Source organism: Streptomyces sp. NPDC058620, assembly GCF_042717135.1.
GTDB lineage: Bacteria > Actinomycetota > Actinomycetes > Streptomycetales > Streptomycetaceae > Streptomyces.
Genome location: NZ_JBHXQO010000019.1, coordinates 15,277 through 35,007, shown reverse-complemented (window position 1 = coordinate 35,007; position 19,731 = coordinate 15,277). Strand labels below are relative to the sequence as shown.

Below are 19,731 nucleotides of genomic sequence, written 5' to 3'. Positions count from 1 at the left end.
CGGTCTCACCGTGGCTGCTGCTCCAGATGCTGTCCTGAGCATAACTTTGCGGGGTGCCCGGCGCGCGGTCGCCGGTACGGGGCACACGCGTCCGCCGTCACCTGGTCCGGCGGCGGAACACGTAGCCTCCGCAGATCGCCCCGGCCAGGAAGACTCCCAGCAGGGCGAGCCACAGCGGCATCGTGACCTTGGGAATCCACAGGCGGATGGTGACGTCCCCGGTGTTCACACAGATGAAGACGATCGCCAGCACCGCCACGACGATGACGGCGATCCGTGCCGGGATGAACAGGCCCTTACCGGACCTGTCGCCGCTCGATACGTCCTTGGGACTCATGGTCCGGCCTTTCGCTGGAGCCTCGTCTGCGGCACCCCGCAGCCGCCCCCGGTTCCCAGAGTGGCTCCAGCCCGGGTCCGGGGGCAGCGGGATACCGCCATACGAGTGACAGCGCGGACAGTCCCGTGCCCGGCCGGTCAGCCGGCCGGGACCACCGGAAGTTCCAGCACACCGGTGTCCTCGGGGGCGCTGACGACGGTCACCGGCTTGATGCCCCGGTTGCCGAAGTACGCCGTGTCGCTCGCCGCGATCACGAATTCGAGCCGGTGCCCCGTCTCGTACCGGTGCACGATGCCCGGCAGTTCCACCGTGAAGGGGCGGGTGACGTCGGGGACGCGCACCGGGGAGACCAGCCGGTTCACCAGCTTCCTGCTGCCGTCCGGCGCCACGTCGTAGACCTTCGCGAACAGGACCAGCTTGTCGGAGGCGTCGCCGCTGTTCTGGACGCGCTCCGTCTTCGGCGACACCACCTTCAGGGTGGCCTTCGGTGCGCCGACGACATCGACGGGCGCCGGCAGCGGTGCGCTGGTCCAGCCGAGGTAGGTGCCCCTGGTGTCGTACGGCGCGCGGTCGGGCAGTCCGATCAGACCGGCCAGCGAGCTTTCTGAGTGGCTGGTCGGCACCAGCCAGTTGCTGTACTGGCGACTGCCCCGGGCGACCTTGGAACGATTGTCGACCAGCTTGCCGTCGCCGGAGAGGTACATCGTCCGCGAGAGGGCCGGCACGGCGCCCGCGGTGCCGTAACCGCTCTGCCAGTCGCGGTAGTAGGCGAAGGCGGGACCGGTGTCGGTGTTCTGCTTCCGGAGGTAGCGGTCGAACCAGGCGAGCACGCGCTGTCCGACGTAGCTGGTCTCCAGATTCCCTTCGGTGAGGTTCAGTTCACCGGGCACCTGGCCGCCGCTGTGCCCCCACGACTGCCAGATCATCTTGGTCGTGGTGCCCTGTGCCTTGAGGGTCTTGTACGTGGCGGTGGCCTCGTTCAGGTTGAACAGGCTGTCGGCCTGGCCCTGCACGATGAGGGTCGGCGCCTTGACGCGGCCGAGGTACGAGACCGGCGAGACGCCGCGCGCGTAGGCGAGCATCGCGTCCGCCTCGTCCTTGGGGTAGCGCCCGGAGTTCAGCAGCCGGATGGTCTCGCACGCCTGCGCCGCGAAGTGGAGACAGGTGAGGCTGCCGAACCTGGACGGGTCGAGGCCGGCGTTGAGCAGCGTCTGCCCCTCCCCCATCAGGTAGAAGCCGTTGGTCCACTGCCACTTGAAGACACCGGGGGTGTCGGAGGAGACTCCGTTGCGCGCACCGGTGTTGTTGGGGGCGAGCGCGTACCCCAGGTCGTTCCAGGTGATGAGCGGGACGAGGGCGTCGACCCGGCGGTCGACGGCCGCGGTGGCCAGCTGGACCGCCCCGCCGTAGGAACCGCCGATCATGCCGACGCGCGGATCGCCCGCCCCGTCCTGGGTGACGTAGTCGGCCTTGGTTCCGTCGTCGGCGGCGCGGGACCCGGCCAGGAAGTCGAGGAGACCGGAGGCGGCCTCGCCGTCGACGGCCGGGTCGTCGAGGGTGATGAGGCAGCCGGACTTCCCGAAGCCGAGTCCGGAGTAGACGAGGCCGACGTAGCCGCGCGCGGCGAAGGCCCTGCCGATGGCGTCGGTCGACCCGTCGGACTTGCTGCCGCCGAAGCCGTTGGTGGCGAGGACGGCGGGGGCCGGATTCGCGGCGTCGACGCCTGCGGGGCGGTAGAGGTCGGCGTCGACGGTGCAGGAGCGGTCGCCCGCCGTGACGGTGAACTTCAGTGGGGTGACGGTGAATTGCGCCGTATCGGCCCGGGCCTGGCCGGCGAAGGCGAGGGGCGCGGCCAGCGCCGCTCCCGCTGCGAGGACAAGTGGCTTGCGGAACCTGGAGACAGCACCTGACACGAAGACCTCCACACCGAGGACACCTTACCGACCGGTAGGCACCGGGCCGCGCTCATGCTGTGACAGGCGTCATAGGCGTGTCAACGCTCAGGACAGCGTTTCCTGAATCTTGCTCAACTTCTGCACCCGCCGGGAGAATTCACCCCCTGAGGGAATTCCCCCGGCCAGGGAACGCGCCCGCCGGGGAACTCAGACGAGTGCGGGCACCTCGACGGTGAGCGTGCACCGGCTGCCGTCCGTCGGCGCGTCCAGCACGGCGGGCACCCCGAGTGGAATGGTCAGCGCCGACGGGCTGTGGCCGAAGCCCAGTTCCTCGACGACCGGTATGCCCAGGCCACCCAGCCGGTCGGCGAGCACGGCCCGCACCTGCTCGTACGGCCCGCAGTTCTCCCAGGACCCGCACGCCACACCGGAAATCCCGTCGAGCGCGCCGGTACGCAGCAGTTGGGTGAGGATGCGGTCGAGCCTGTACGGGTCCTCGCCCACGTCCTCCATCACCAGCAGTCCGCCCCGCGCCGATCTCCGGGCGTGCGCGGCCCCGATGTCGGCCGCGAGCAGGCTGACGCAGCCGCCGTACGTGATGCCCCGGGAGCGGCCCGGGACCAGCGCGGCCGCCGACCCCAGGCCGAGGGTGCGGACCGACTCCGGCTCGAAGAGGGTGGCGCGCAGGTGCTCCTGGGTCGGGGCGTCCTTGAGGAAGGTCTCGGTGGCGACCATCGGGCCGTGCAGGGTGGAGAGCCCCGTCCGCACGGCGAACGCCTCGTGGAGCGCGGTGATGTCGCTGTAACCGACGAACACCTTGGCTCCGGCCGCCCGCATGGCGGTCCAGTCCAGCAGGTCGACCATGCGGTGGGCCCCGTATCCCCCGCGGGCGCACACCACGGCGTCCACGGACGGGTCGCACCAGGCGTCCTGGAGGTCCCGGGCGCGGTCCTCGTCCGTACCGGCCAGGTAGTCCAGCTCCGGGTGGGCGTCGAGCACGTGGGGTGCCACGACCGGCTCCAGGTCCCAGCCCCGCAGCAGGTCGAGCCCTGCGTCGAGCCGCTCGGCGGGTACGGGTCCGCTGGGGGCCACGACGGCGACCCTGGCACCCGGCCGCAGCCGGGCGGGCCGGGTGAGGGGCTTGAGCGTCACTTGTGGAGCTCCAGTCGCGGTACGTCGGTGCGGTCGAGGCCGAACGTCTGGGAGTACAGGGAGAGTTCGGCCTCCAGCGCCCGGATCAGGGTGTCCGCGCGCCGGAATCCATGACTCTCCCCCTCGAAGGCGAGATACGCGTGCGGGACGGCCCGGCCCTCCAGCGCGGCCAGGAACCGTTCGCTCTGCACGGGCGGACAGATCACGTCGTCAAGGCCCTGGAGCAGCAGGAACGGGACGGTGAGCCGGTCCGTGCGGTGCATCGGCGACCGCTCGTGATAGCGCTCCGGTACCTCGGCGAACGGGCCGACGAGCGATTCCAGGTACTGCGACTCGAAGTCATGGGTCTCGTCGGTGGCCCAGCCCGCCAGATCGAGGATGGGGTACAGGATCGTCCCGCAGGCGTAGACGTCGGTGCCGGTCAGGGAGGCCGCCGTGGTCCAGCCGCCGGCGCTGCCGCCGCGTACGGCCAGCCGGTCGCGGTCGGCCGCGCCCTCGGCCGCCAGCGCCTCGGCGACGGCGGCGCAGTCCTCGACGTCCACGACGCCCCACTGTTCGCGGAGCCGTTCGCGGTAGGCACGGCCGTATCCGGTGGAACCGCCGTAGTTGACCTCGGCGACCCCGATGCCGCGGGAGGTGAAGTAGGCGATCTCCAGGTCGAGTACGAGCGGGGTGTGCCCGGTGGGGCCGCCGTGCGCCCAGATCACGTAAGGGGGCTTCTCGCTCTCCGGGCCGGTGTGGTCGGGGTGGTGCGGCGGGTGGACGTGGGCGTGGATCTCGCGGCCGTCGGGTCCGGTGAACGTGCGTTCCTGCGGCTGCGAGTAGTACGCGGGATCGACGGCGTCGCGGTGGTGGGCACCGATGATCCGGGTGTGCCCGTCGGCGGTGTCCAGCTCGACCACCTCGGCGGCGGAGTGCGGACTGGCGGCGATGCCGATGACCCTGCTGTCCTGCACCGCGAGCGTCGCGCCCCAGGCGGTCCAGGGGCCGGCCACATCGGCGATCTCACCGGTCTCCGGGTCGAGCACCCCGAGCCGGGTGGTGCCCTTGCCGTGGATTACGGCGATCAGTCCGTTGTCCAGGAGCTGGAACCAGCGCAGCCCGATCCGCCACAAGGGGCCGCCGAACTCCTCGCTCCGGCCGCCGCAGAGCCTGCTGCCCGGCACGACGGAGCCGGCCGGGGCGTCCGGGCGGATGCGCTGGAGCTCCCACCAGCCGCTGACGTCGGAGACGAACAGCAGCGAGCCGTCGCGGTCCCACTCGACCTGGCAGACGGATTCGTCGGTGCCGCCGACGAGCGGGTGGATACCGGTGAAGGTGTCCTCGTCGGTGATGTCCGCGACCATCACCACCGTGCCGTCCCACGGCATCTGCGGGTGGTCCCAGGCGATCCAGGCCGCCCGCCGTCCGTCGTGCGAGACCTTCGGCCCGGTGACGAACCGGTGCCGGTCACCGGAGAGTTCCCGTACGGCGCCGCGGTCATCGGCGGCCGAGCCGTCCAGCGGCACGGCCACGATCGCCCGGCGCACATCGGTGGGCGCCCCGCCCGTGAACTCCTCCATGACGCACCAGACTTCGCCCTGAGCGCCGCTCTCCGTACGGACCGGGCGGAGCTGCGGATCGGCCCAGCGCAGCCCGTCACCGACGTCGGACACGGGGGTGAGCGGCCAGGGGTCGCCGGGGCCGTCAGGTTCGTACGCGTACAGCCGCTGGTCGTCGAAGTGGACGAAGACGATCAGCGGGCCGCCTTCGGAGCGCTCGGCGCCGGCCCAGGGCTGTCCGCCGTACTCGATGACGCGGCTTCGGGCGTTCCAGGGTGCGGGCAGCGCGGACGTGGTGGTGCCGTCCGCGCGGCGGCGGACCAGGGCGCGGCGGCCGCCTTCGGCCGGGCGCGGCTCCGTCCACCAGACCTCGTCGCCGACGGTGCCGACGAACTCGGGGCGGCCGTCGTGCGAGGCGGCGAGTGCCGCGTCGATCGGCGACGGCCAGCTTCCGTAGGGCGCTGTGGTGACCATGTGTTTCCCCCCGTATCGGGTCAGGCGGTGCGCAGGTAGTGGTCGAGGACGCGGACGCCGAAGTGCAGCGCGTCGACCGGGACGCGCTCGTCGACGCCGTGGAACATGGCCTGGTAGTCGTAGCCGACGGGCAGCTTCAGCGGCGAGAAGCCGTAGCCGGTGATGCCGAGCCGGGAGAACTGCTTGGCGTCCGTGCCGCCGGACATGCAGTAGGGCACGACGTGGCCGTCCGGGTCGAAGCGTTCGACCGCGGCTCGCAGTCTGGCGAACGTGGGTGAGTCGACCGGGGCCTGGAGCGGGACCTCGCGGTGGTGGAACTCCCAGGAGACGCCGGGTCCGGTCAGCCGGTCCAGGGTCTCGTGGAACTCGTCCTCGCCGCCGGGCAGCATCCGGCCGTCGATGAAGGCGGTGGCACGGCCCGGGATCACGTTGACCTTGTATCCGGCGTCCAGCATCGTCGGGTTGCTGCTGTTGCGGACGGTGGGCTCGACGAGTGCGGCGGCCGGTCCCAGCTTGCCCAGCAGTTCGTCGACGTCGAACCCGGGGGCCTCGGTGTCGACGGGGATGCCGTGCAGCGCGGCGATCTCGGTGAGGGCGGCCCGGACGGTCGGCGTGAGCCGTACCGGCCACGGGTGCGCCCCGATCCGGGCGACGGCCGAGGCCAGGGTGGTGACGGCGTTGGCCCGGTTGACCTTGGAGCCGTGTCCCGCCTTGCCCTCGGCGGTCAGCTTGAGCCAGCCGGTGCCGCGTTCGCCTGCGGCGATCGGGTAGAGGGACATTCCCTCACCCGCGTGGAAGGTGAAGGCCCCGGACTCGCTGATGCCTTCGGTGCAGCCGTCGAAGAGGCCGGCGTGAGCGTCGACGAGGAAGCCGGAGCCGTCCTCGGCGCTGGCCTCCTCGTCGGCGGTGTACGCGATGACGATGTCGCGGCGGGGGCGGACTCCGGCGCGTGCCCAGGCGCGTACGACGGAGAGGACCATCGCGTCCATGTTCTTCATGTCGACGGCCCCGCGGCCCCAGACGACGCCGTCGCGGACCTCCCCGGAGAAGGGGTGCACGGTCCATTCGGCGCTTTCGGCCGGTACCACGTCGAGGTGTCCGTGGACGAGGAGGGCGTCGGCGGACGGGTCGGTGCCCTCGATGCGGGCGACCACGTTGGTGCGTCCGGGCGTGCGCTCCAGGAGAGCAGGCTCCAGCCCGGCGGCCGCCAGCCGCTCGGCCACGTACTCGGCGGCCGGACGCTCCTGGCAGCTGCCGTCGCCCCGGTTGGTGGTGTCGATCCGGATCAGTTCGGAGGTGAACGTCACCGATTCCTCGAGTGCCTGCTCGTCCACCGGACCGAGCGGGCTGATCGCCTCAGCCATATTGTTCCTCCACGGCGGACGACACGATGGTCGTCACCGCCTTGAACGTGCGAATACCTTCGTACATCGTCTCGCTCATGTAGGCGACGCGCCGCTCACCGCTGGGAGCCACGCCGGGTACGACGGTGGCGGCCGCGGCCAGATGCTCGGCGTCGAACTCCAGCTCCACCGTGAAGGAGCCGCCTGTCACCGGCTCGTGACGCACGGCGAGTCCGGTGGCGGCCTCGGCCGCTGCCCTGATGTCGGCGGCGGTACGGGCCGGGGTGCGGCACACCGCCGCGTACCGCGACACGTAGTCCTTCACCGCGACCTTGCGGGCGGCGGGCGCGTACCCGTCGGCGTCGACGCAGGTCAGGTCGTCCCCGGTGACGAGGACGACGGGCACGCCGTACTCGGCGGCGACGTGTGCGTTGAGCAGCCCCTCGCTCGCGCGGACCCCGTTGAGCCAGACCCCGGTGATGGAGTTGGCGAGGTAGGTGTGGGCGAGCACGCCCTCCGTACCGGCCCCGGTGTGATAGCCGACGAACGCGACGGCGTCGACGTCCCCGTGCTGGATGCCCTCGACCATGGAGAGGGACTTGTGCTTGCCCGTGAGCATCTGCACCCGCTCGTCGAGCCGCTCCAGGAGCAGGTTGCGCATGCTCCAGTGGGCTTCGTTGATGAGCACCTCGTCGGCGCCGCCGTCGTAGAAGCCGAGGGCGGCCGCGTTCACGTCGGAGGTGAACATGGAGCGGCACCGCTCCCACTGCGGAGTTCCGGGCAGCACATCGGCGGGCCACGTGACTCCCGTGGCGCCCTCCATGTCCGCGCTGATGAGGATCTTCATCGGCGTCACGTTACGCGTCGCCGAACGGCCGGACCAGAACCACAGGAAGGTTTAATGGTCCAGTCCTGTGACGAGATCCGTCGCGCGGGGCCTCGAACTCCCGTCGGCCCCGTCGGTCCCGTCCGTTTCAGGCGCCGGCCTCGGTCACATCGACCGGGGAAACTCGCTTCGGCCCCGGCCCGCAGATGCGGCGCTCATACCTCCCGTCGGATGTGCGGTGGTGGAGGAGCCGCCGCAAGCGTCTGTTCCGTCCAGATGACCTTGCCGTCGTCGGTGTAACGGGTCCCCCACCGGTCGGCGAACTGGGCGACGAGGAACAGTCCGCGGCCCCCTTCGTCCGTGGTGGCCGCCTGCCGCAGGTGGGGCGAGGTGCTGCTGTGGTCGGAGACCTCGCAGATCAGCGCTCGGTCACGGATCAGCCGTACGCGGATGGGACCGGCCGCGTGGCGGATGGCGTTGGTGACCAGCTCGCTCAGGATCAGCTCGGTGGTGAAGGACTCCTCGGTCAGCCCCCACTCGGCCAGCTTGCGGGACACATCGGCCCGCACCACGGACACCGCCGAAGGATCGGACTGTACGTCCCAGTCGGCCATGTCATCCGCGTCGAGCCTGTGCGTACGGCCGACGAGCAGTGCGATGTCGTCGCGGGCCGGGTCGCTCACCAGCCTTCGGACGACGGCCTCGCAGGTCTGCTCCGGCGGCTCGGCCGCGTGCTCGGCGAGGGTGCGGCGCAGCAGCTCCAGTCCTTCGTCGATGTCACGACGGCGGTCCTCGACGAGCCCGTCCGTGTAGAGCACCAGTTCGCTGCCCTCGGGGAGCAGTACGTCGAGGGTTTCGAAGGGCAGGCCGCCGAGCCCCAGCGGCGGGCCGCCCGGCACGTCGGCGAGCTCGGCGGTGCCGTCCCGCTGGACGATCACCGGCTGGAGGTGGCCGGCCCGGGCCATGGTGCAGCGTCCGGAGACCGGGTTGTAGATCGCGTAGAGGCAGGTGGCTCCCGTGACCGCCGCCTCGTAGGGTTCGAACGCCTCGTCCTGGTCGATGCGGGCGACCAGTTCGTCCAGGTGCCAGAGGATCTCGCCGGGCGGGAGGTCCAGGGTGGAGAAGTTGTGGACCGCCGTGCGCAGCCGTCCCATGGTGGCGGCCGCGTGGAGTCCGTGGCCCACCACGTCGCCCACCACGAGCGCGACCCGTGCGCCGGGCAGCGGGATGATGTCGAACCAGTCGCCGCCGACGCCGCCGCGCCCGGCGTGTGCTGGCAGGTAGCGGTAGGCGACGTCGAGGGCGTTCTGTTCGGGGAGGCCGTGCGGCAGCAGGCTGCGCTGCAGGGTCACGGCCATGGTGTGCTCGCGCGAGTAGCGGCGGGCGTTGTCGATGCTGACGGCGGCGCGGGCCACCAGTTCCTCGGCGAGGGAGAGGTCCTCCTCGTCGAAGGGTGCGGGGTTGTCCGAGCGCCAGAACATCGCGACGCCCAGGACGGCGCCGCGGGCCCGCAGCGGTACCGCGATCTTGGAGTGGACGCCGTTGTCGACGAGCCTCCGGGCCCGCTCGGGGTCCTGCTCCTGCCACCCGGCGAAGTCCGCCAGATCCGTTTCGAGTACGGCCTCGCCTCGTCCCAGTCCTGACCCCGTGGGGGTGGTCGGCATGAACCGGAGGGTCGAACCGACAGGCTGCAGCCCCATGTCCCCGCGTTCGCCGCTGAGGGCCGTGCGCCGCATCTCGGTGCCCCCGCGGATGGGGGCCGGCTCCTCGCCCTGGAGCACGTCCTCGACGACGTCGACGGTGGCGAGGTCGGCGAAACGGCCGGCGGCGAAGCTCGCGAGTTCCTCGCAGGTGCGCACCACGTCGAGGGTGGTGCCGATCTCCGCCCCGGCCTCGTAGAGCAGGTTCAGCCGTCCGCGCGCCACATCGGCCCGGCCCGTCAGGGCGCGCAGCTCGGTGGTGTCGCGCAGGGTCGTCACGCTGCCGGGCGGTCCGCCGTTCTTGTCCGTCGACCTCTGGTTGACGGCGAGCAGGCGGCCGCCGACCGGGTGCAGCTCGTCGGTCACGGTGCGGCCCGAGTCGAGCAGCTCCGTGGTGACCGGGTCGAGGCCCAGCTCGGGGACCGTGCGCCCTTCCACGTCCGGCGGCAGGACCAGCAGCTTGCGCGCCTCGTCGTTGGCGAGCAGGAGCCGGCCGTCGCCGCCGATGATGACGACGCCTTCCCGTACGGCGTGGAGGACGGCGTCGTGATGCTCGTACATCCGGGTCATCTCGGTGGGTCCGAGGCCGTGCGTCTGGCGGCGCAGGCGGCGGCTGACGAGCGCGGTGCCGCCCGTGGCGAGAAGCAGGATTCCGGCGGCGGAGCCGAACAGCAGGGGGAACTGGTCCTCGACGACGCCGCTCACGCGTTCGATGGTGATCCCGGCGGAGACCAGACCCACGACGGTGCCGTCCCGGTCGACGATCGGCACCACGGCCTGCACGAGCGGCCCGATGGTTCCGGTGATCCGCTCGACGACGATGCCGCCACGCAGGGCCGGCTCGACGTTGCCGACGAATTTCTTGCCGATGCGGTCGGGCAGCGGGTGGGTGTAGCGGATGCCATCGGTGTTCAGTACGACGATGAAGTCGACCCCGGAGCCTTTTCGGGCTTCCTCGGCGCTCGGCTGGAGCAGCGCGGTCGGATCGGGGCTCTTCATCGCAGCCGCGGTACCCGGCGCGTTGGCGAAGGTCTCGGCCACCGCGACGGACCGGTTGCGGGCCTCCGTCTCGCTGTCGGTCCGTGACTGGAGCACGAGCGCGGCCACGGCAGCGGCGACCAGCAGCACCACGATCGCCACTTGCAGGAGAAAGACCTGACCGGCGACGGTCCGCATCCTGCGAACCGAGCGCGGGCGGCCGTAGCGTCCGGCCATGCCCTCTTTTTACACCCTTCGCATGCGCTGGGCGAGCCGCCGCGACTGCGCAGGGAGACGCCCGGTCGCGCTCTGTGGCCGGGGCAGCGGTTCACCGGCTTCCGGCGGTGGCCGTGCGGTGCTCGTGGACGCGCAGATGCAGGGCGGCCAGATCGAGGAGCGGGGTGTCCACCGAGAGGTCGCGGGCACGGGCCACCAGGTCGCCGAAGACGTGCTCGGCCTCGGTGGGGCGGCCTGCCAGGACATCGCGGTACAGCGAGGCCGTGAGAGGGGACCCGGCCGTGGTGAGTGTGGCTTCCAGAGCGGCGAGCTCGTGCTGCCGTACGGGGAAGCCCGCGGCGTCGGCCACGGCGGCGCCTTCGGCCAGTAGCCCGGAGACGAACGCGGGCCCGCCGGGGACGGCCGCGACCTCGCCGACGGTGCCACGCATCAGGCAGGTGAGCGCGGCGAGGGTGGAGATGAAGACCCACTTGCTCCACATCGCCGGCACGATGTGCGCCGTCGCGGTCGCGTCGATGCCCGCGTCGACCAGCATCGCGGCGAGCTTGTCCACGCGGGGCGAGGGACGGCCGTCCTGTTCGCCGACGGCCAGGCTGGCGGGCGGGGCGAGGCGGACGATGTCGCCGTCGCTGTTGAGCGTGGTGACGACCTTGGCCACGCCCCCGAGAACCGGCTCGGGGCCGAAGCGTTCGTTGAGTTCCCGGAGGTGGGCCATGCCGTTGAGCAGGGGCACGATCACGGTCTGAGGGCCGACGGCGGGTGCGAAGTCCTCGATGGACCGGGTGAGCGCGGTGGACTTCACCGACAGCAGCACGACGTCGTAGGGGGTGGACAGCTCCGCGGCGGTGGCCAGGCGGGGCGTGATCACCTCGTCCTCACCGAGGCCGGTGATCCGCAGACCCCGCTCGCGCAGGGCGGCGGCACGCGCCGGGCGGACCAGGAAGGTGACGTCCTGTCCCGCGCGGGCGAGACGGGCACCGAAGAAGCCTCCGGTGGCTCCGGCGCCGACGACCAGGATGTTCATGGGTGAGCCTTTCGACGGTTCGAAGGGGGCAGGGTGTCAGCCCGCGATGGGGGGTTCCTGGAACGCGGTGGGTGCCCGCCTCCTGTGTTCAACGAAAAGCGAACACTCGGACTGTAAGATATTCATCGAACACCCGGCAAGGGGAGGAGGGACGTGACATGGCGAACCCGACGGAGAGCGGCGGGCACCGCGCCGCTCCGGTGCACACGGAACCCGGCCAGGTGCCTCTCCTTACCGCCCTCTCCGCGCTCGCCGATCCCGTACGCCTTGAGCTGGTGAGAGCGTTGGCGGGGTCCGAGGAGTGGACACGGAGCTGCGGCAGCTTCGACGTGCCGGTCGGCAAGGCCGCCCTCAGCCACCACTTCTCCGTGCTGCGCGGCGCCGGCCTCGTGGAGCAGCGCGACCAGGGCCCCAAGCGCGTCAACCGGCTGCGCCGGGAGGAGTTCGAGGCGCGTTTCCCCGGACTGCTCGCCCTGGTACTGCGCGCCGACGACCCCGGCTGACGGGGACCACGGCAGACGCCGCCCGCCCCGGCCTCGGCGGATGGTCCAATGGCACACTGGCCGCCCCCCTGCCGCGTGAAGGAGCCCGCAGTGCCGATCGTCCGCAAACTACGCCACGCGGTACGCCGCACCCTCCGGCCCCGAGTGGACCTCAGCCACCCCGCGCGCTCACCGCTGGGCAGCGCGGTGGTGAACTGCGTGGTGTACGAGGGCGGCGTCCGGCACCCGGTGGCCTGCCCGGCGGACGAGGCGCTGCGCCGGGTCCGCCGCTCCGGCCGGGGCTTCGTCTGGCTCGGGCTGCACGAGCCGTCCGCCGAGGAGCTCGCCGGGTTCGCCGAGCTGTTCGGGCTGCACCCGCTCGCCGTCGAGGACGCGGTGACGGCCCATCAGCGCCCCAAGGTGGAGCGGTACGAGGAAATGCTGTTCGCCGTCTTCAAGACCTGCGGCTACGTCGAGCACGAGCAGCTCACCGCCACCAGCGAGGTGGTGGACACGGGCGAGATCATGATCTTCACGGGGGCCGACTTCGTGATCACGGTGCGGCACGGCAGCCATGGTTCGCTCGGTCCGCTCCGTGAGGCGCTGGAAGCGGAGCCCGATCAGCTGGCCAAGGGGCCCGCCGCCGTGCTGCACGCGATAGCCGACCAGGTGGTCGACAACTACCTGCTGGTCGCCGACGCGGTCCAGCACGACATCGACGCGGTGGAGACCGCGGTCTTCAGCGAGCAGGCGGGCCGTGGCGACGCCGGGCGCATCTACCAGCTGAAGCGCGAACTGATGGAGTTCAAGCGGGCGGTGGCGCCGCTGAGCCGGCCGCTCGACAACCTCGCGACCCGGCCCTCGGCTCCGGTGGGCCCGGAGTTCCAGCCGTACTTCCGTGATGTCTCGGAGCATCTGGCCCGTACGACGGACCAGATCGCCTCCTTCGACGCACTGCTCGACTCGGTGCTCCAGGCCCACCTGGCGCAGGTGACCGTCGCCCAGAACGAGGACATGCGCAAGATCACGGCGTGGGCCGCCGTCATCGCCGTACCCACCATGGTCTGCGGGATGTACGGCATGAACTTCGACTACATGCCGGAGCTGCGGTGGACCTACGGGTACCCGTTCGTCGTCGGCCTCATGGCCACCGCCTGCTTCGTCATCCACCGCGGCTTCCGCCGCAACGGCTGGCTCTGACGCGAGGCGCCGGAGGCGTCAGCCTGCGGCGAGGATCTCCTCGATCCTGACCAGCTCCTCGTCGCCGAACTCCAGGTTGGCCACGGCGCCGACGCTGCTCTCCAGCTGGGCGACACTGCTCGCGCCGACCACGGCGGAGGTGACCCGGCCGCCGCGCAGCACCCAGGCCAGGGCCAGCTGCGCCAGGGTCTGGCCGCGCTCCTTCGCCACCTGGTCGAGTGCGCCCAGCCGGCGCACCAGCTCCGGAGTGACGGCGTCCGGGGTCAGGAACGGGCTGTCGCCGGCCGCCCGCGAGCCCTCCGGGATGCCGCGCAGATAGCGGTCGGAGAGGATGCCCTGCTCCAGCGGCGAGTAGGCGATGGAGCCGGTGCCCAGCTCGTCCAGCGCGGTCAGCAGACCTTCCTCGGGGCGGCGGTCCAGCATCGAGTAGCGCGGCTGGTGGATGAGCAGCGGGGTGCCGAGCTCCCGGAGGATGCGGGCGGCCTCGCGGGTCTGCCCGGGCGAGTAGTTGGAGATACCGGCGTACAGCGCCTTGCCCTGGCGCACCGCGGTGTCCAGCGCGCCCATCGTCTCTTCGAGCGGGGTCTCGGGGTCGGGCCGGTGGGAGTAGAAGATGTCGACGTAGTCCAGGCCGAGCCGGGTCAGGCTCTGGTCCAGAGAGGAGCGCAGGTACTTCCGCGATCCCCACTCCCCGTACGGCCCGTCCCACATGCCGTAGCCCGCCTTGGTCGAGATGACGATCTCGTCCCGGAGGCGGGCGAAGTCCGTCTTCAGGGCGCGGCCCATGGTGACTTCGGCGGAGCCGGGCGGCGGACCGTAGTTGTTGGCGAGGTCGAAGTGCGTGATGCCGAGGTCGAAGGCCCTGCGCAGGATGCGGCCCTGGTCCTCCGGGTTCCGGTCGCCGCCGAAGTTGTGCCACAGCCCGAGGGAGAGCGCGGGAAGCAGCAGTCCGCTGCGTCCGGTTCGCCGGTACGGCATGGCGGAGTAGCGGTCGGCCGACGGGAGGTACATACGCGGTCTCCACGGGAGAGGTCCTGGACGCGCGCCGGACTCGGTGCGCGTCCCCAGGCTGGCGCAGAACGATCCAGCAGTCCAACAGGAGATTCCGGTCGGATTCATCGCCTACATTTCTCAATCATGGAACTGCGTCAGCTGGAGCACTTCGTCGCCGTCGCCGAGGAGCAGCACTTCACCCGCGCCGCCGAGCGTCTCGCCGTGTCCCAGTCGGGGCTGTCCGCGTCCGTGCGGGCGCTGGAGCAGGAGCTGCGGACCCCGCTGTTCAGCCGGACGACGCGTTCGGTCCGGCTCACCGAGGCGGGGCGGGCCCTCCTCGTGGAGGCGGAGCGGACACTGGCGGGGGCACGGGCGGCGAAGGACGCCGTCGATGCCGTACGGGGGCTGCTGCGCGGCACGCTGACCGTGGGGGTCGAGCAGTGCGTGGCAGGAGTCAGCCCCGCGCAGCTGCTCGCGGCCTTCCACCGGGCCCATCCGCACATGGAGATCCGGCTCCGCCAGGAGGGCACGTCCAGTCTGCTCGACGGGGTGGCGGGCGGACGGCTCGACATCGCTTTCGCCGCCACGGTCAGCCCGTTGGAGTGGCGCGGCGAGCTGATGCCGCTGGCCAGGGAGCCGATGGTCGTCCTGTGCGCTCCGGGCCACCGCTTCGCACGGGAACCGGCGGTGGCGTGGACGGATCTGGCCGGTGAGTCTTTCATCGACTTCCATCCGGACTGGGGCCCCCGGCGTGCCGCGGACGAGGCGTTCGCGGCCGCGGGGGTGCGGCGCGCGGTGGCCCTTGAGGTGAACGACGTGCACAGCCTCCTGGAGCTGGTCCACGAGAGGCTGGGCATCGCGGTGGTGCCGCGGCACTTCGCCCGCAAGCCCGAGGCCCGGCGGCTGGTGGCGGTGGAACCGCAGGGCCCGCACCGGCCGGTGTACGAGAGCGTGGTGGTGCTCCCGCCGGCGCAAGCGACGAGTCCCGGGGCGCGGGCCCTGATGACCTTGGTCGGCGCGGACGGCCGGCGCTGAGTCCGCCCCCTGTCGGCGGCCGGCCCCGGCTGCTCCGCGGGCGAGAGCGGTCGTGCCGCTCAGTCCTCGTGGCCGAGCAGGAGGTCGCGTTCGGTGCGGCCGCCGCCCGCCATCTGGAGGACCGTCGCCACCGGCGGGTATCCGGCGGCGATCACCGTGTACTCCCCGGAGGACAGGTCGACGAACCGGAAGGTCCCGTCGGGCCCCGTGGTGAGGGTGTCGACCACATTGCCCGCCGCGTCGAGCAGGGTGACCCGGGCGTCCTCCACGGGCCGCCCGCCGTTGGCCCGTACGGTGCCGCGCAGGACGGCGCCGCCCGCCAGTTCGATGTCCTGCCGGGTCTCGCGGGCCGCCTGCACACTCACCGGGAGGGCGGCGGGCCGGAACGCCGGGGCGACGGCGGCGAGGGTGTACTCGCCGGCCACCAGCTCCGTGATCACGTAGCTGCCCTCGCGGCCCGTACGTGCGGTCGCGACGACCTCGCCGCGCACGTCGGTGAGCGTCACCGCGGCGTCGCGCACCGGGATTCCGTCGGCCGTGACGACCGTTCCGGCGAGCCGGCCCGCACCGCCGAGGACCACATCGAGTTCGACGGGCCGGTCGCCGACGGTGACGCTGACGGCCTGCGGCTGGTGGCCGCCCGCCGCGGCGATCAGGACGTACGAACCGGAGCCGGGCACGCTCAGCGCGTACCGCCCGTCGTCGCCGCTGGCGCCCCGACCGGCCTGCTGACCGTGGCCGTCGATGAGGGTGAGTGCGGCCCGCGGGACCTTGGTGCCGTCGGGGTGCTGTACGTGTCCGCAGACCGGGACGCCGGAGGAGTGACCGGCCGTCACCGTGGCCGAGTCGGTACGGGCTCCGGGGACGGTCGCCGGGCGGGCGGTCGTGTCGGGGATGGGGTGGGACACCAGCGGTTTCTCCTTGAGGAAGAAGGCGAGGAACAGGCCGAGCAGAAGGACCGGCACCAGGTACAGGAAGATCCGGGGCATCGCGTCGGCGTACGCCTGGATGTAGGCGTCGCGCAGCGCGGGTTCCATGGCATGGACCAGCTGCGGAGTGATCGACTCCGGGTCGGGGAGCCCGGTGCCCGTCGGGAGGCGTACGTCGAGGGCGTCCGAGAGCCGCCCGGCGAAGAGCGTGCCGAAGATCGCGGCACCGACGCTGCCGCCGATCTGCCGGAAGTAGTTGTTGGCGCTCGTGGCGGTGCCGAGGTCGGCGGGGCGTACGGAGTTCTGCACGGCGAGCACCAGCACGGGCATGACCAGGCCGATGCCCAGGCCGAGTACGGCCTGCCAGACGCCGTACTCGAACCGGGACGTGCCGGCTTCGAGCCGGGAGAGCAGCCACATGCCCACGGCCGAGATCCCGCTGCCGAGCAGGGGGTAGATCCGGTAGCGGCCGGTACGGGAGATCAGGTGCCCGGAGACGACCGACGCGCCGACGATGCCGCCCATCATCGGCAGCATGAGCAGTCCCGACTCGGTGGCGGAGGCTCCGTCGACCATCTGGAGGTACGTCGGCAGATAGCTGGCGGCGCCGAAGAGGGCGACGCCGATGACCGCGCCGACGAGACCCGTGATGTTGAAGATCGAGTCGCGGAACAGATGGAGCGGAATGATCGGTTCGGGCGCACGGTGTTCCACGGCGAGGAAGAGCAGAGTCGTTCCGGCAGCTCCGGCGGCGAGCCCCAGGACGGTGCGTGAGCCCCATGCGTACTCGGTGCCGCCCCAGCTGGTGAGCAGCACGAGGCAGGTGGACGCGGCGGCGAGCAGCAGCGCGCCGAGGAGGTCGAGGCGGGGGCGTACGGGGGGCTTGGGGAGCTTGAGTACGACGGCGATGACGACGAAGGTGACGAGGCCGAACGGGACGTTGATGTAGAAGCACCAGCGCCAGGAGGCGTGGTCGGTGAAGAAGCCGCCGAGCAGCGGGCCCGCGACGGACGCGAGGCCGAAGACCGCACCGATGAGGCCCATGAAGCGGCCGCGCTCCCGGGGCGGGACGATGTCCGCGATGATGGCCTGGACGCCGATCATGAGTCCGCCGCCACCGATGCCCTGGATCGCGCGGAACGCGATCAGCTCCTCCATCGTGCGGGACCAGCCGGCGAGCGCGGAGCCGATGACGAACACGACGATCGCGAACTGGAAGACGCCCTTGCGGCCGAAGAGGTCGCCGAGCTTCCCGTAGATCGGCAGTCCGATCGTGGAGGCGAGCAGATAGGCGGTGACCGCCCAGGACATCTTCTCCAGGCCGTGCAGCTCACCGACGATCTTCGGCAGTGCGGTGGCGACGATCATCTGGTCGAGCGCCGCGAGCAGCAGGGCGAGCATCAGGCCGAGGAAGACCATCCGGACCCGGCCGTGGCTGATCTCCGGGGGCGGTACGGCGAGCGCGGCGGTGTCCTCGTCGGACGGCGGTGGGGGTGGCGCGGTCTGCGTCTCCGCTCCCCCTGTGCCACTCGGTTCGTCCTTCACCAGAGTGATCCCACCCACCACGAAACGCTCCCCTCGTCGCACCTGCGCCGCCCATTTGTCGCATCACGCGGCAAGGCGGGGCAAACGAGACCGGGGGCACGACCGGCGCATTCGGAGGGCTTATGCGCCGGTCGGAGGCACTACGGCGCACAACCGGCCTTCCCGGAAAACCACCCGTTCCGGTGAGGCCGGCCGCGACAGCGCCCGGAGGCTACTTCTCGACCTCGGTGGCGAGGTTCTGGAGGAGCTCGTCGTAGATGCGGCCGAGACCCTTGGGTGCGAAGGTCCTCTCGAAGAAACCACCGATGCCGCCGGCGCCGTCCCACACGGTCGAGACGACGGCGCGGGACGTGCCCTCGCCGGCCGGGGTGACGGTCCAGGTGGTGACCATCGAGGAGTTGCGGTCCTTCTCGATCAGCTGTCCGTCGGTCGGCTCGGTGACGTCCAGCAGGCAGTCACGGACGCGCTTGCTGGTGGCCTGGAGCTTCCAGTGCACGAGGGTGCCCTCGCCGTCGCCGCCCTCGCGCACCTCGTACTCACTGAAGTGACCGGTCAGCACCTTGCCCCGGACCTCCTTGTAGTCGGCCAACGCGTCGAACACCGCCTCCGCGTCCGCCGCGATGATCCGCTCTGTCGTTGCCTCGACCTGCGCCATGCCTGTTCCTCCACCACTCGACCGTTCGGGGTGTGCTGAGCCAACCACCTCGGGCACGCCCCTCAAAATCGGCCCCGCGATCCCGATCGGACCCCGCATCACCTTCACGCACAATCGGTCGCGCACGATCAAGGGAACAAGTGTTCTATTCTCTGCTCAGTGCTACCAAGGAGGCGTCCATGCGCTGGGACAATTTGGCCGAAAACACCACAACGGCCGGGGACAGCGCGCTCTTCGCCGCGGACGCGGTGACCACGCGCACGTTCGACACACCCGAATTCCGAGGCATCACCTTCCATGAGGTGCGCGCCCGCTCCATCGTGAACCGGGTGCCGGGGGCGAGCCGGATGCCGTTCGAATGGACCGTGAACCCGTACCGGGGCTGCTCCCATGCCTGCGTGTACTGCTTCGCCCGCAAGACCCACAGCTATCTGGACCTCGACACGGGGCTCGACTTCGACTCCCAGATCGTCGTCAAGATCAACGCCGCCGAACTGCTGGGCCGCCACCTCGCCTCGCACCGCTGGCACGGCGCCCACATCGCGATGGGGACGAACGTCGACTGCTACCAGCGCGCCGAAGGCCGCTACCGGCTGATGCCCGGCATCATCACGGCCCTGCGCGACCACGCGAACCCCTTCTCGATCCTGACCAAGGGCACGCTGATCCTGCGCGACCTGGAACTGCTCAGACAGTCGGCCGAGGTCACCGACGTCGGCGTCTCCGTCTCGGTCGGCTTCATCGACGCCGAGCTCTGGCGCACGGTCGAGCCGGGAACGCCCTCCCCCGAACGCCGCCTCGACGTGATCCGCACCCTCACCGACAACGGGATCGGCTGCGGCGTCCTCATGGCACCGGTCATCCCGTTCATCGGCGACGGCCCGGAGCAGCTGCGCGCGACGGTCCGCGCGATCGCCGCCTCCGGCGCGACCTCCGTGACCCCGCTCGTCCTGCATCTGCGGCCCGGCGCCCGGGAGTGGTTCATGCAGTGGCTCGGCCGGCACCACCCGCATCTCGTGCGGCGGTACGAGCGGATGTACGCGGACGGGGCGTACGCGCCCACCTGGTACCAGCGCCGGATCACCCGCCGGGTCCACGAACTGGCCGCCGAGTACGGCATCGGGCCCGCGCACCGGGGAGAGGCTCGCAGGATCTCCGCACCCCGGGCGGCGGTGACGGTTCCGGACGCCGCCGGAAGCGGACCCGGAAGTGGACCCACCCAGCTGACCCTGCTCTGACGCCGCCGCCCGCGTCACTCCCCGCCGCCCGCGTCACTCCCCCGCGGCACGCGTCACTCCGCCCACGCGTGTCCACTGCCCAAATGGGTCAACTCTCGGCAGAACGTGTCCTTCCGGGCCCGAATACGGGGAGCATGCGGCGGGGGC

Annotated in this window: 15 protein-coding genes; 4 read left to right on the top strand and 11 right to left on the bottom strand. The window is 71.3% G+C overall.

What is annotated here, in order from left to right; translation table 11 throughout:
* Positions 1-97: 97 nt before the first annotated feature.
* From ACFWSK_RS19520 to ACFWSK_RS19485, 8 genes are all read right to left on the bottom strand, one after another.
* Positions 98-337 carry a LapA family protein gene (locus ACFWSK_RS19520; protein WP_383787558.1) on the bottom strand — a complete coding sequence of 80 codons (240 nt, stop codon included), beginning with the start codon at positions 335-337 and terminating at the stop codon, positions 98-100.
* Between the two features lie 137 nt (positions 338-474).
* The gene (locus ACFWSK_RS19515) at positions 475-2,262 is read right to left on the bottom strand and encodes a CocE/NonD family hydrolase (protein WP_383787555.1); all 1,788 of its coding nucleotides are present in this window, start codon (positions 2,260-2,262) and stop codon (positions 475-477) included.
* 177 nt (positions 2,263-2,439) lie between these two features.
* Positions 2,440-3,384 (bottom strand): LD-carboxypeptidase, encoded by a 945-nt coding sequence (locus ACFWSK_RS19510; protein WP_383787553.1) that lies wholly within the window; start codon positions 3,382-3,384, stop codon positions 2,440-2,442.
* Positions 3,381-5,399 carry a S9 family peptidase gene (locus ACFWSK_RS19505; protein WP_383787551.1) on the bottom strand — a complete coding sequence of 673 codons (2,019 nt, stop codon included), beginning with the start codon at positions 5,397-5,399 and terminating at the stop codon, positions 3,381-3,383. Before ACFWSK_RS19505 ends, ACFWSK_RS19510 begins: the two co-directional genes overlap by 4 nt.
* A gap of 20 nt (positions 5,400-5,419) precedes the next feature.
* Entirely contained in the window at positions 5,420-6,763 is a 1,344-nt protein-coding gene (locus ACFWSK_RS19500) for a M20/M25/M40 family metallo-hydrolase (RefSeq protein ID WP_383787548.1), read from the bottom strand.
* Positions 6,756-7,589 (bottom strand): M55 family metallopeptidase, encoded by an 834-nt coding sequence (locus tag ACFWSK_RS19495; protein ID WP_383787546.1) that lies wholly within the window; start codon positions 7,587-7,589, stop codon positions 6,756-6,758. Before ACFWSK_RS19495 ends, ACFWSK_RS19500 begins: the two co-directional genes overlap by 8 nt.
* Before the next feature lie 194 nt (positions 7,590-7,783).
* Positions 7,784-10,483 (bottom strand): SpoIIE family protein phosphatase, encoded by a 2,700-nt coding sequence (locus tag ACFWSK_RS19490; RefSeq protein ID WP_383787543.1) that lies wholly within the window; start codon positions 10,481-10,483, stop codon positions 7,784-7,786.
* A 91-nt stretch (positions 10,484-10,574) separates the two neighbouring features.
* Positions 10,575-11,507, bottom strand: a complete 933-nt coding sequence (locus ACFWSK_RS19485) for a ketopantoate reductase family protein (RefSeq protein WP_383787541.1) — start codon at positions 11,505-11,507, stop codon at positions 10,575-10,577.
* Between the two features lie 158 nt (positions 11,508-11,665).
* Here ACFWSK_RS19485 and ACFWSK_RS19480 point away from each other — a divergent pair, with 158 nt between their 5' ends.
* Positions 11,666-12,010: an ArsR/SmtB family transcription factor gene (locus ACFWSK_RS19480; protein ID WP_383787539.1), complete on the top strand. Its 345-nt coding sequence runs from the start codon at positions 11,666-11,668 to the stop codon at positions 12,008-12,010.
* Positions 12,011-12,058: 48 nt separating this feature from the next.
* Complete coding sequence (locus tag ACFWSK_RS19475; RefSeq protein ID WP_383787536.1) at positions 12,059-13,189, top strand: magnesium and cobalt transport protein CorA; 1,131 nt, start codon at positions 12,059-12,061, stop codon at positions 13,187-13,189.
* An 18-nt stretch (positions 13,190-13,207) separates the two neighbouring features.
* Here ACFWSK_RS19475 and ACFWSK_RS19470 read toward each other — a convergent pair whose 3' ends face one another.
* A complete protein-coding gene (locus ACFWSK_RS19470) occupies positions 13,208-14,200 on the bottom strand; it encodes an aldo/keto reductase (RefSeq protein ID WP_383787533.1) in 993 nt (330 codons plus the stop codon).
* Between the two features lie 126 nt (positions 14,201-14,326).
* Between ACFWSK_RS19470 and ACFWSK_RS19465 the strand changes: the two genes are divergently transcribed.
* Complete coding sequence (locus tag ACFWSK_RS19465) at positions 14,327-15,217, top strand: LysR family transcriptional regulator (RefSeq protein ID WP_383787531.1); 891 nt, start codon at positions 14,327-14,329, stop codon at positions 15,215-15,217.
* Positions 15,218-15,276: 59 nt separating this feature from the next.
* Here the strand turns inward: ACFWSK_RS19465 and ACFWSK_RS19460 are convergent, their stop codons facing one another.
* The gene (locus ACFWSK_RS19460; RefSeq protein WP_383787528.1) at positions 15,277-17,712 is read right to left on the bottom strand and encodes an MFS transporter; all 2,436 of its coding nucleotides are present in this window, start codon (positions 17,710-17,712) and stop codon (positions 15,277-15,279) included.
* A gap of 190 nt (positions 17,713-17,902) precedes the next feature.
* Positions 17,903-18,346 (bottom strand): SRPBCC family protein, encoded by a 444-nt coding sequence (locus ACFWSK_RS19455; RefSeq protein ID WP_383787525.1) that lies wholly within the window; start codon positions 18,344-18,346, stop codon positions 17,903-17,905.
* 179 nt (positions 18,347-18,525) lie between these two features.
* Here ACFWSK_RS19455 and ACFWSK_RS19450 point away from each other — a divergent pair, with 179 nt between their 5' ends.
* Positions 18,526-19,584: an Rv2578c family radical SAM protein gene (locus tag ACFWSK_RS19450; RefSeq protein ID WP_383787522.1), complete on the top strand. Its 1,059-nt coding sequence runs from the start codon at positions 18,526-18,528 to the stop codon at positions 19,582-19,584.
* The last annotated feature ends 147 nt before the right edge of the window (positions 19,585-19,731 follow it).

What these genes read in the sequence shown, in the direction of transcription:
- ACFWSK_RS19520 (WP_383787558.1), bottom strand. Translation starts at nt 337, where the DNA reads ATGAGTCCCAAGGACGTATCGAGCGGCGACAGGTCCGGTAAGGGCCTG.
- ACFWSK_RS19505 (WP_383787551.1), bottom strand. Translation starts at nt 5,399, where the DNA reads ATGGTCACCACAGCGCCCTACGGAAGCTGGCCGTCGCCGATCGACGCG.
- ACFWSK_RS19500 (WP_383787548.1), bottom strand. Translation starts at nt 6,763, where the DNA reads ATGGCTGAGGCGATCAGCCCGCTCGGTCCGGTGGACGAGCAGGCACTC.
- ACFWSK_RS19495 (WP_383787546.1), bottom strand. Translation starts at nt 7,589, where the DNA reads ATGAAGATCCTCATCAGCGCGGACATGGAGGGCGCCACGGGAGTCACG.
- ACFWSK_RS19490 (WP_383787543.1), bottom strand. Translation starts at nt 10,483, where the DNA reads ATGGCCGGACGCTACGGCCGCCCGCGCTCGGTTCGCAGGATGCGGACC.
- ACFWSK_RS19485 (WP_383787541.1), bottom strand. Translation starts at nt 11,507, where the DNA reads ATGAACATCCTGGTCGTCGGCGCCGGAGCCACCGGAGGCTTCTTCGGT.
- ACFWSK_RS19480 (WP_383787539.1), top strand. Translation starts at nt 11,666, where the DNA reads ATGGCGAACCCGACGGAGAGCGGCGGGCACCGCGCCGCTCCGGTGCAC.
- ACFWSK_RS19475 (WP_383787536.1), top strand. Translation starts at nt 12,059, where the DNA reads ATGGCACACTGGCCGCCCCCCTGCCGCGTGAAGGAGCCCGCAGTGCCG.
- ACFWSK_RS19470 (WP_383787533.1), bottom strand. Translation starts at nt 14,200, where the DNA reads ATGTACCTCCCGTCGGCCGACCGCTACTCCGCCATGCCGTACCGGCGA.
- ACFWSK_RS19465 (WP_383787531.1), top strand. Translation starts at nt 14,327, where the DNA reads ATGGAACTGCGTCAGCTGGAGCACTTCGTCGCCGTCGCCGAGGAGCAG.
- ACFWSK_RS19455 (WP_383787525.1), bottom strand. Translation starts at nt 18,346, where the DNA reads ATGGCGCAGGTCGAGGCAACGACAGAGCGGATCATCGCGGCGGACGCG.
- ACFWSK_RS19450 (WP_383787522.1), top strand. Translation starts at nt 18,526, where the DNA reads ATGCGCTGGGACAATTTGGCCGAAAACACCACAACGGCCGGGGACAGC.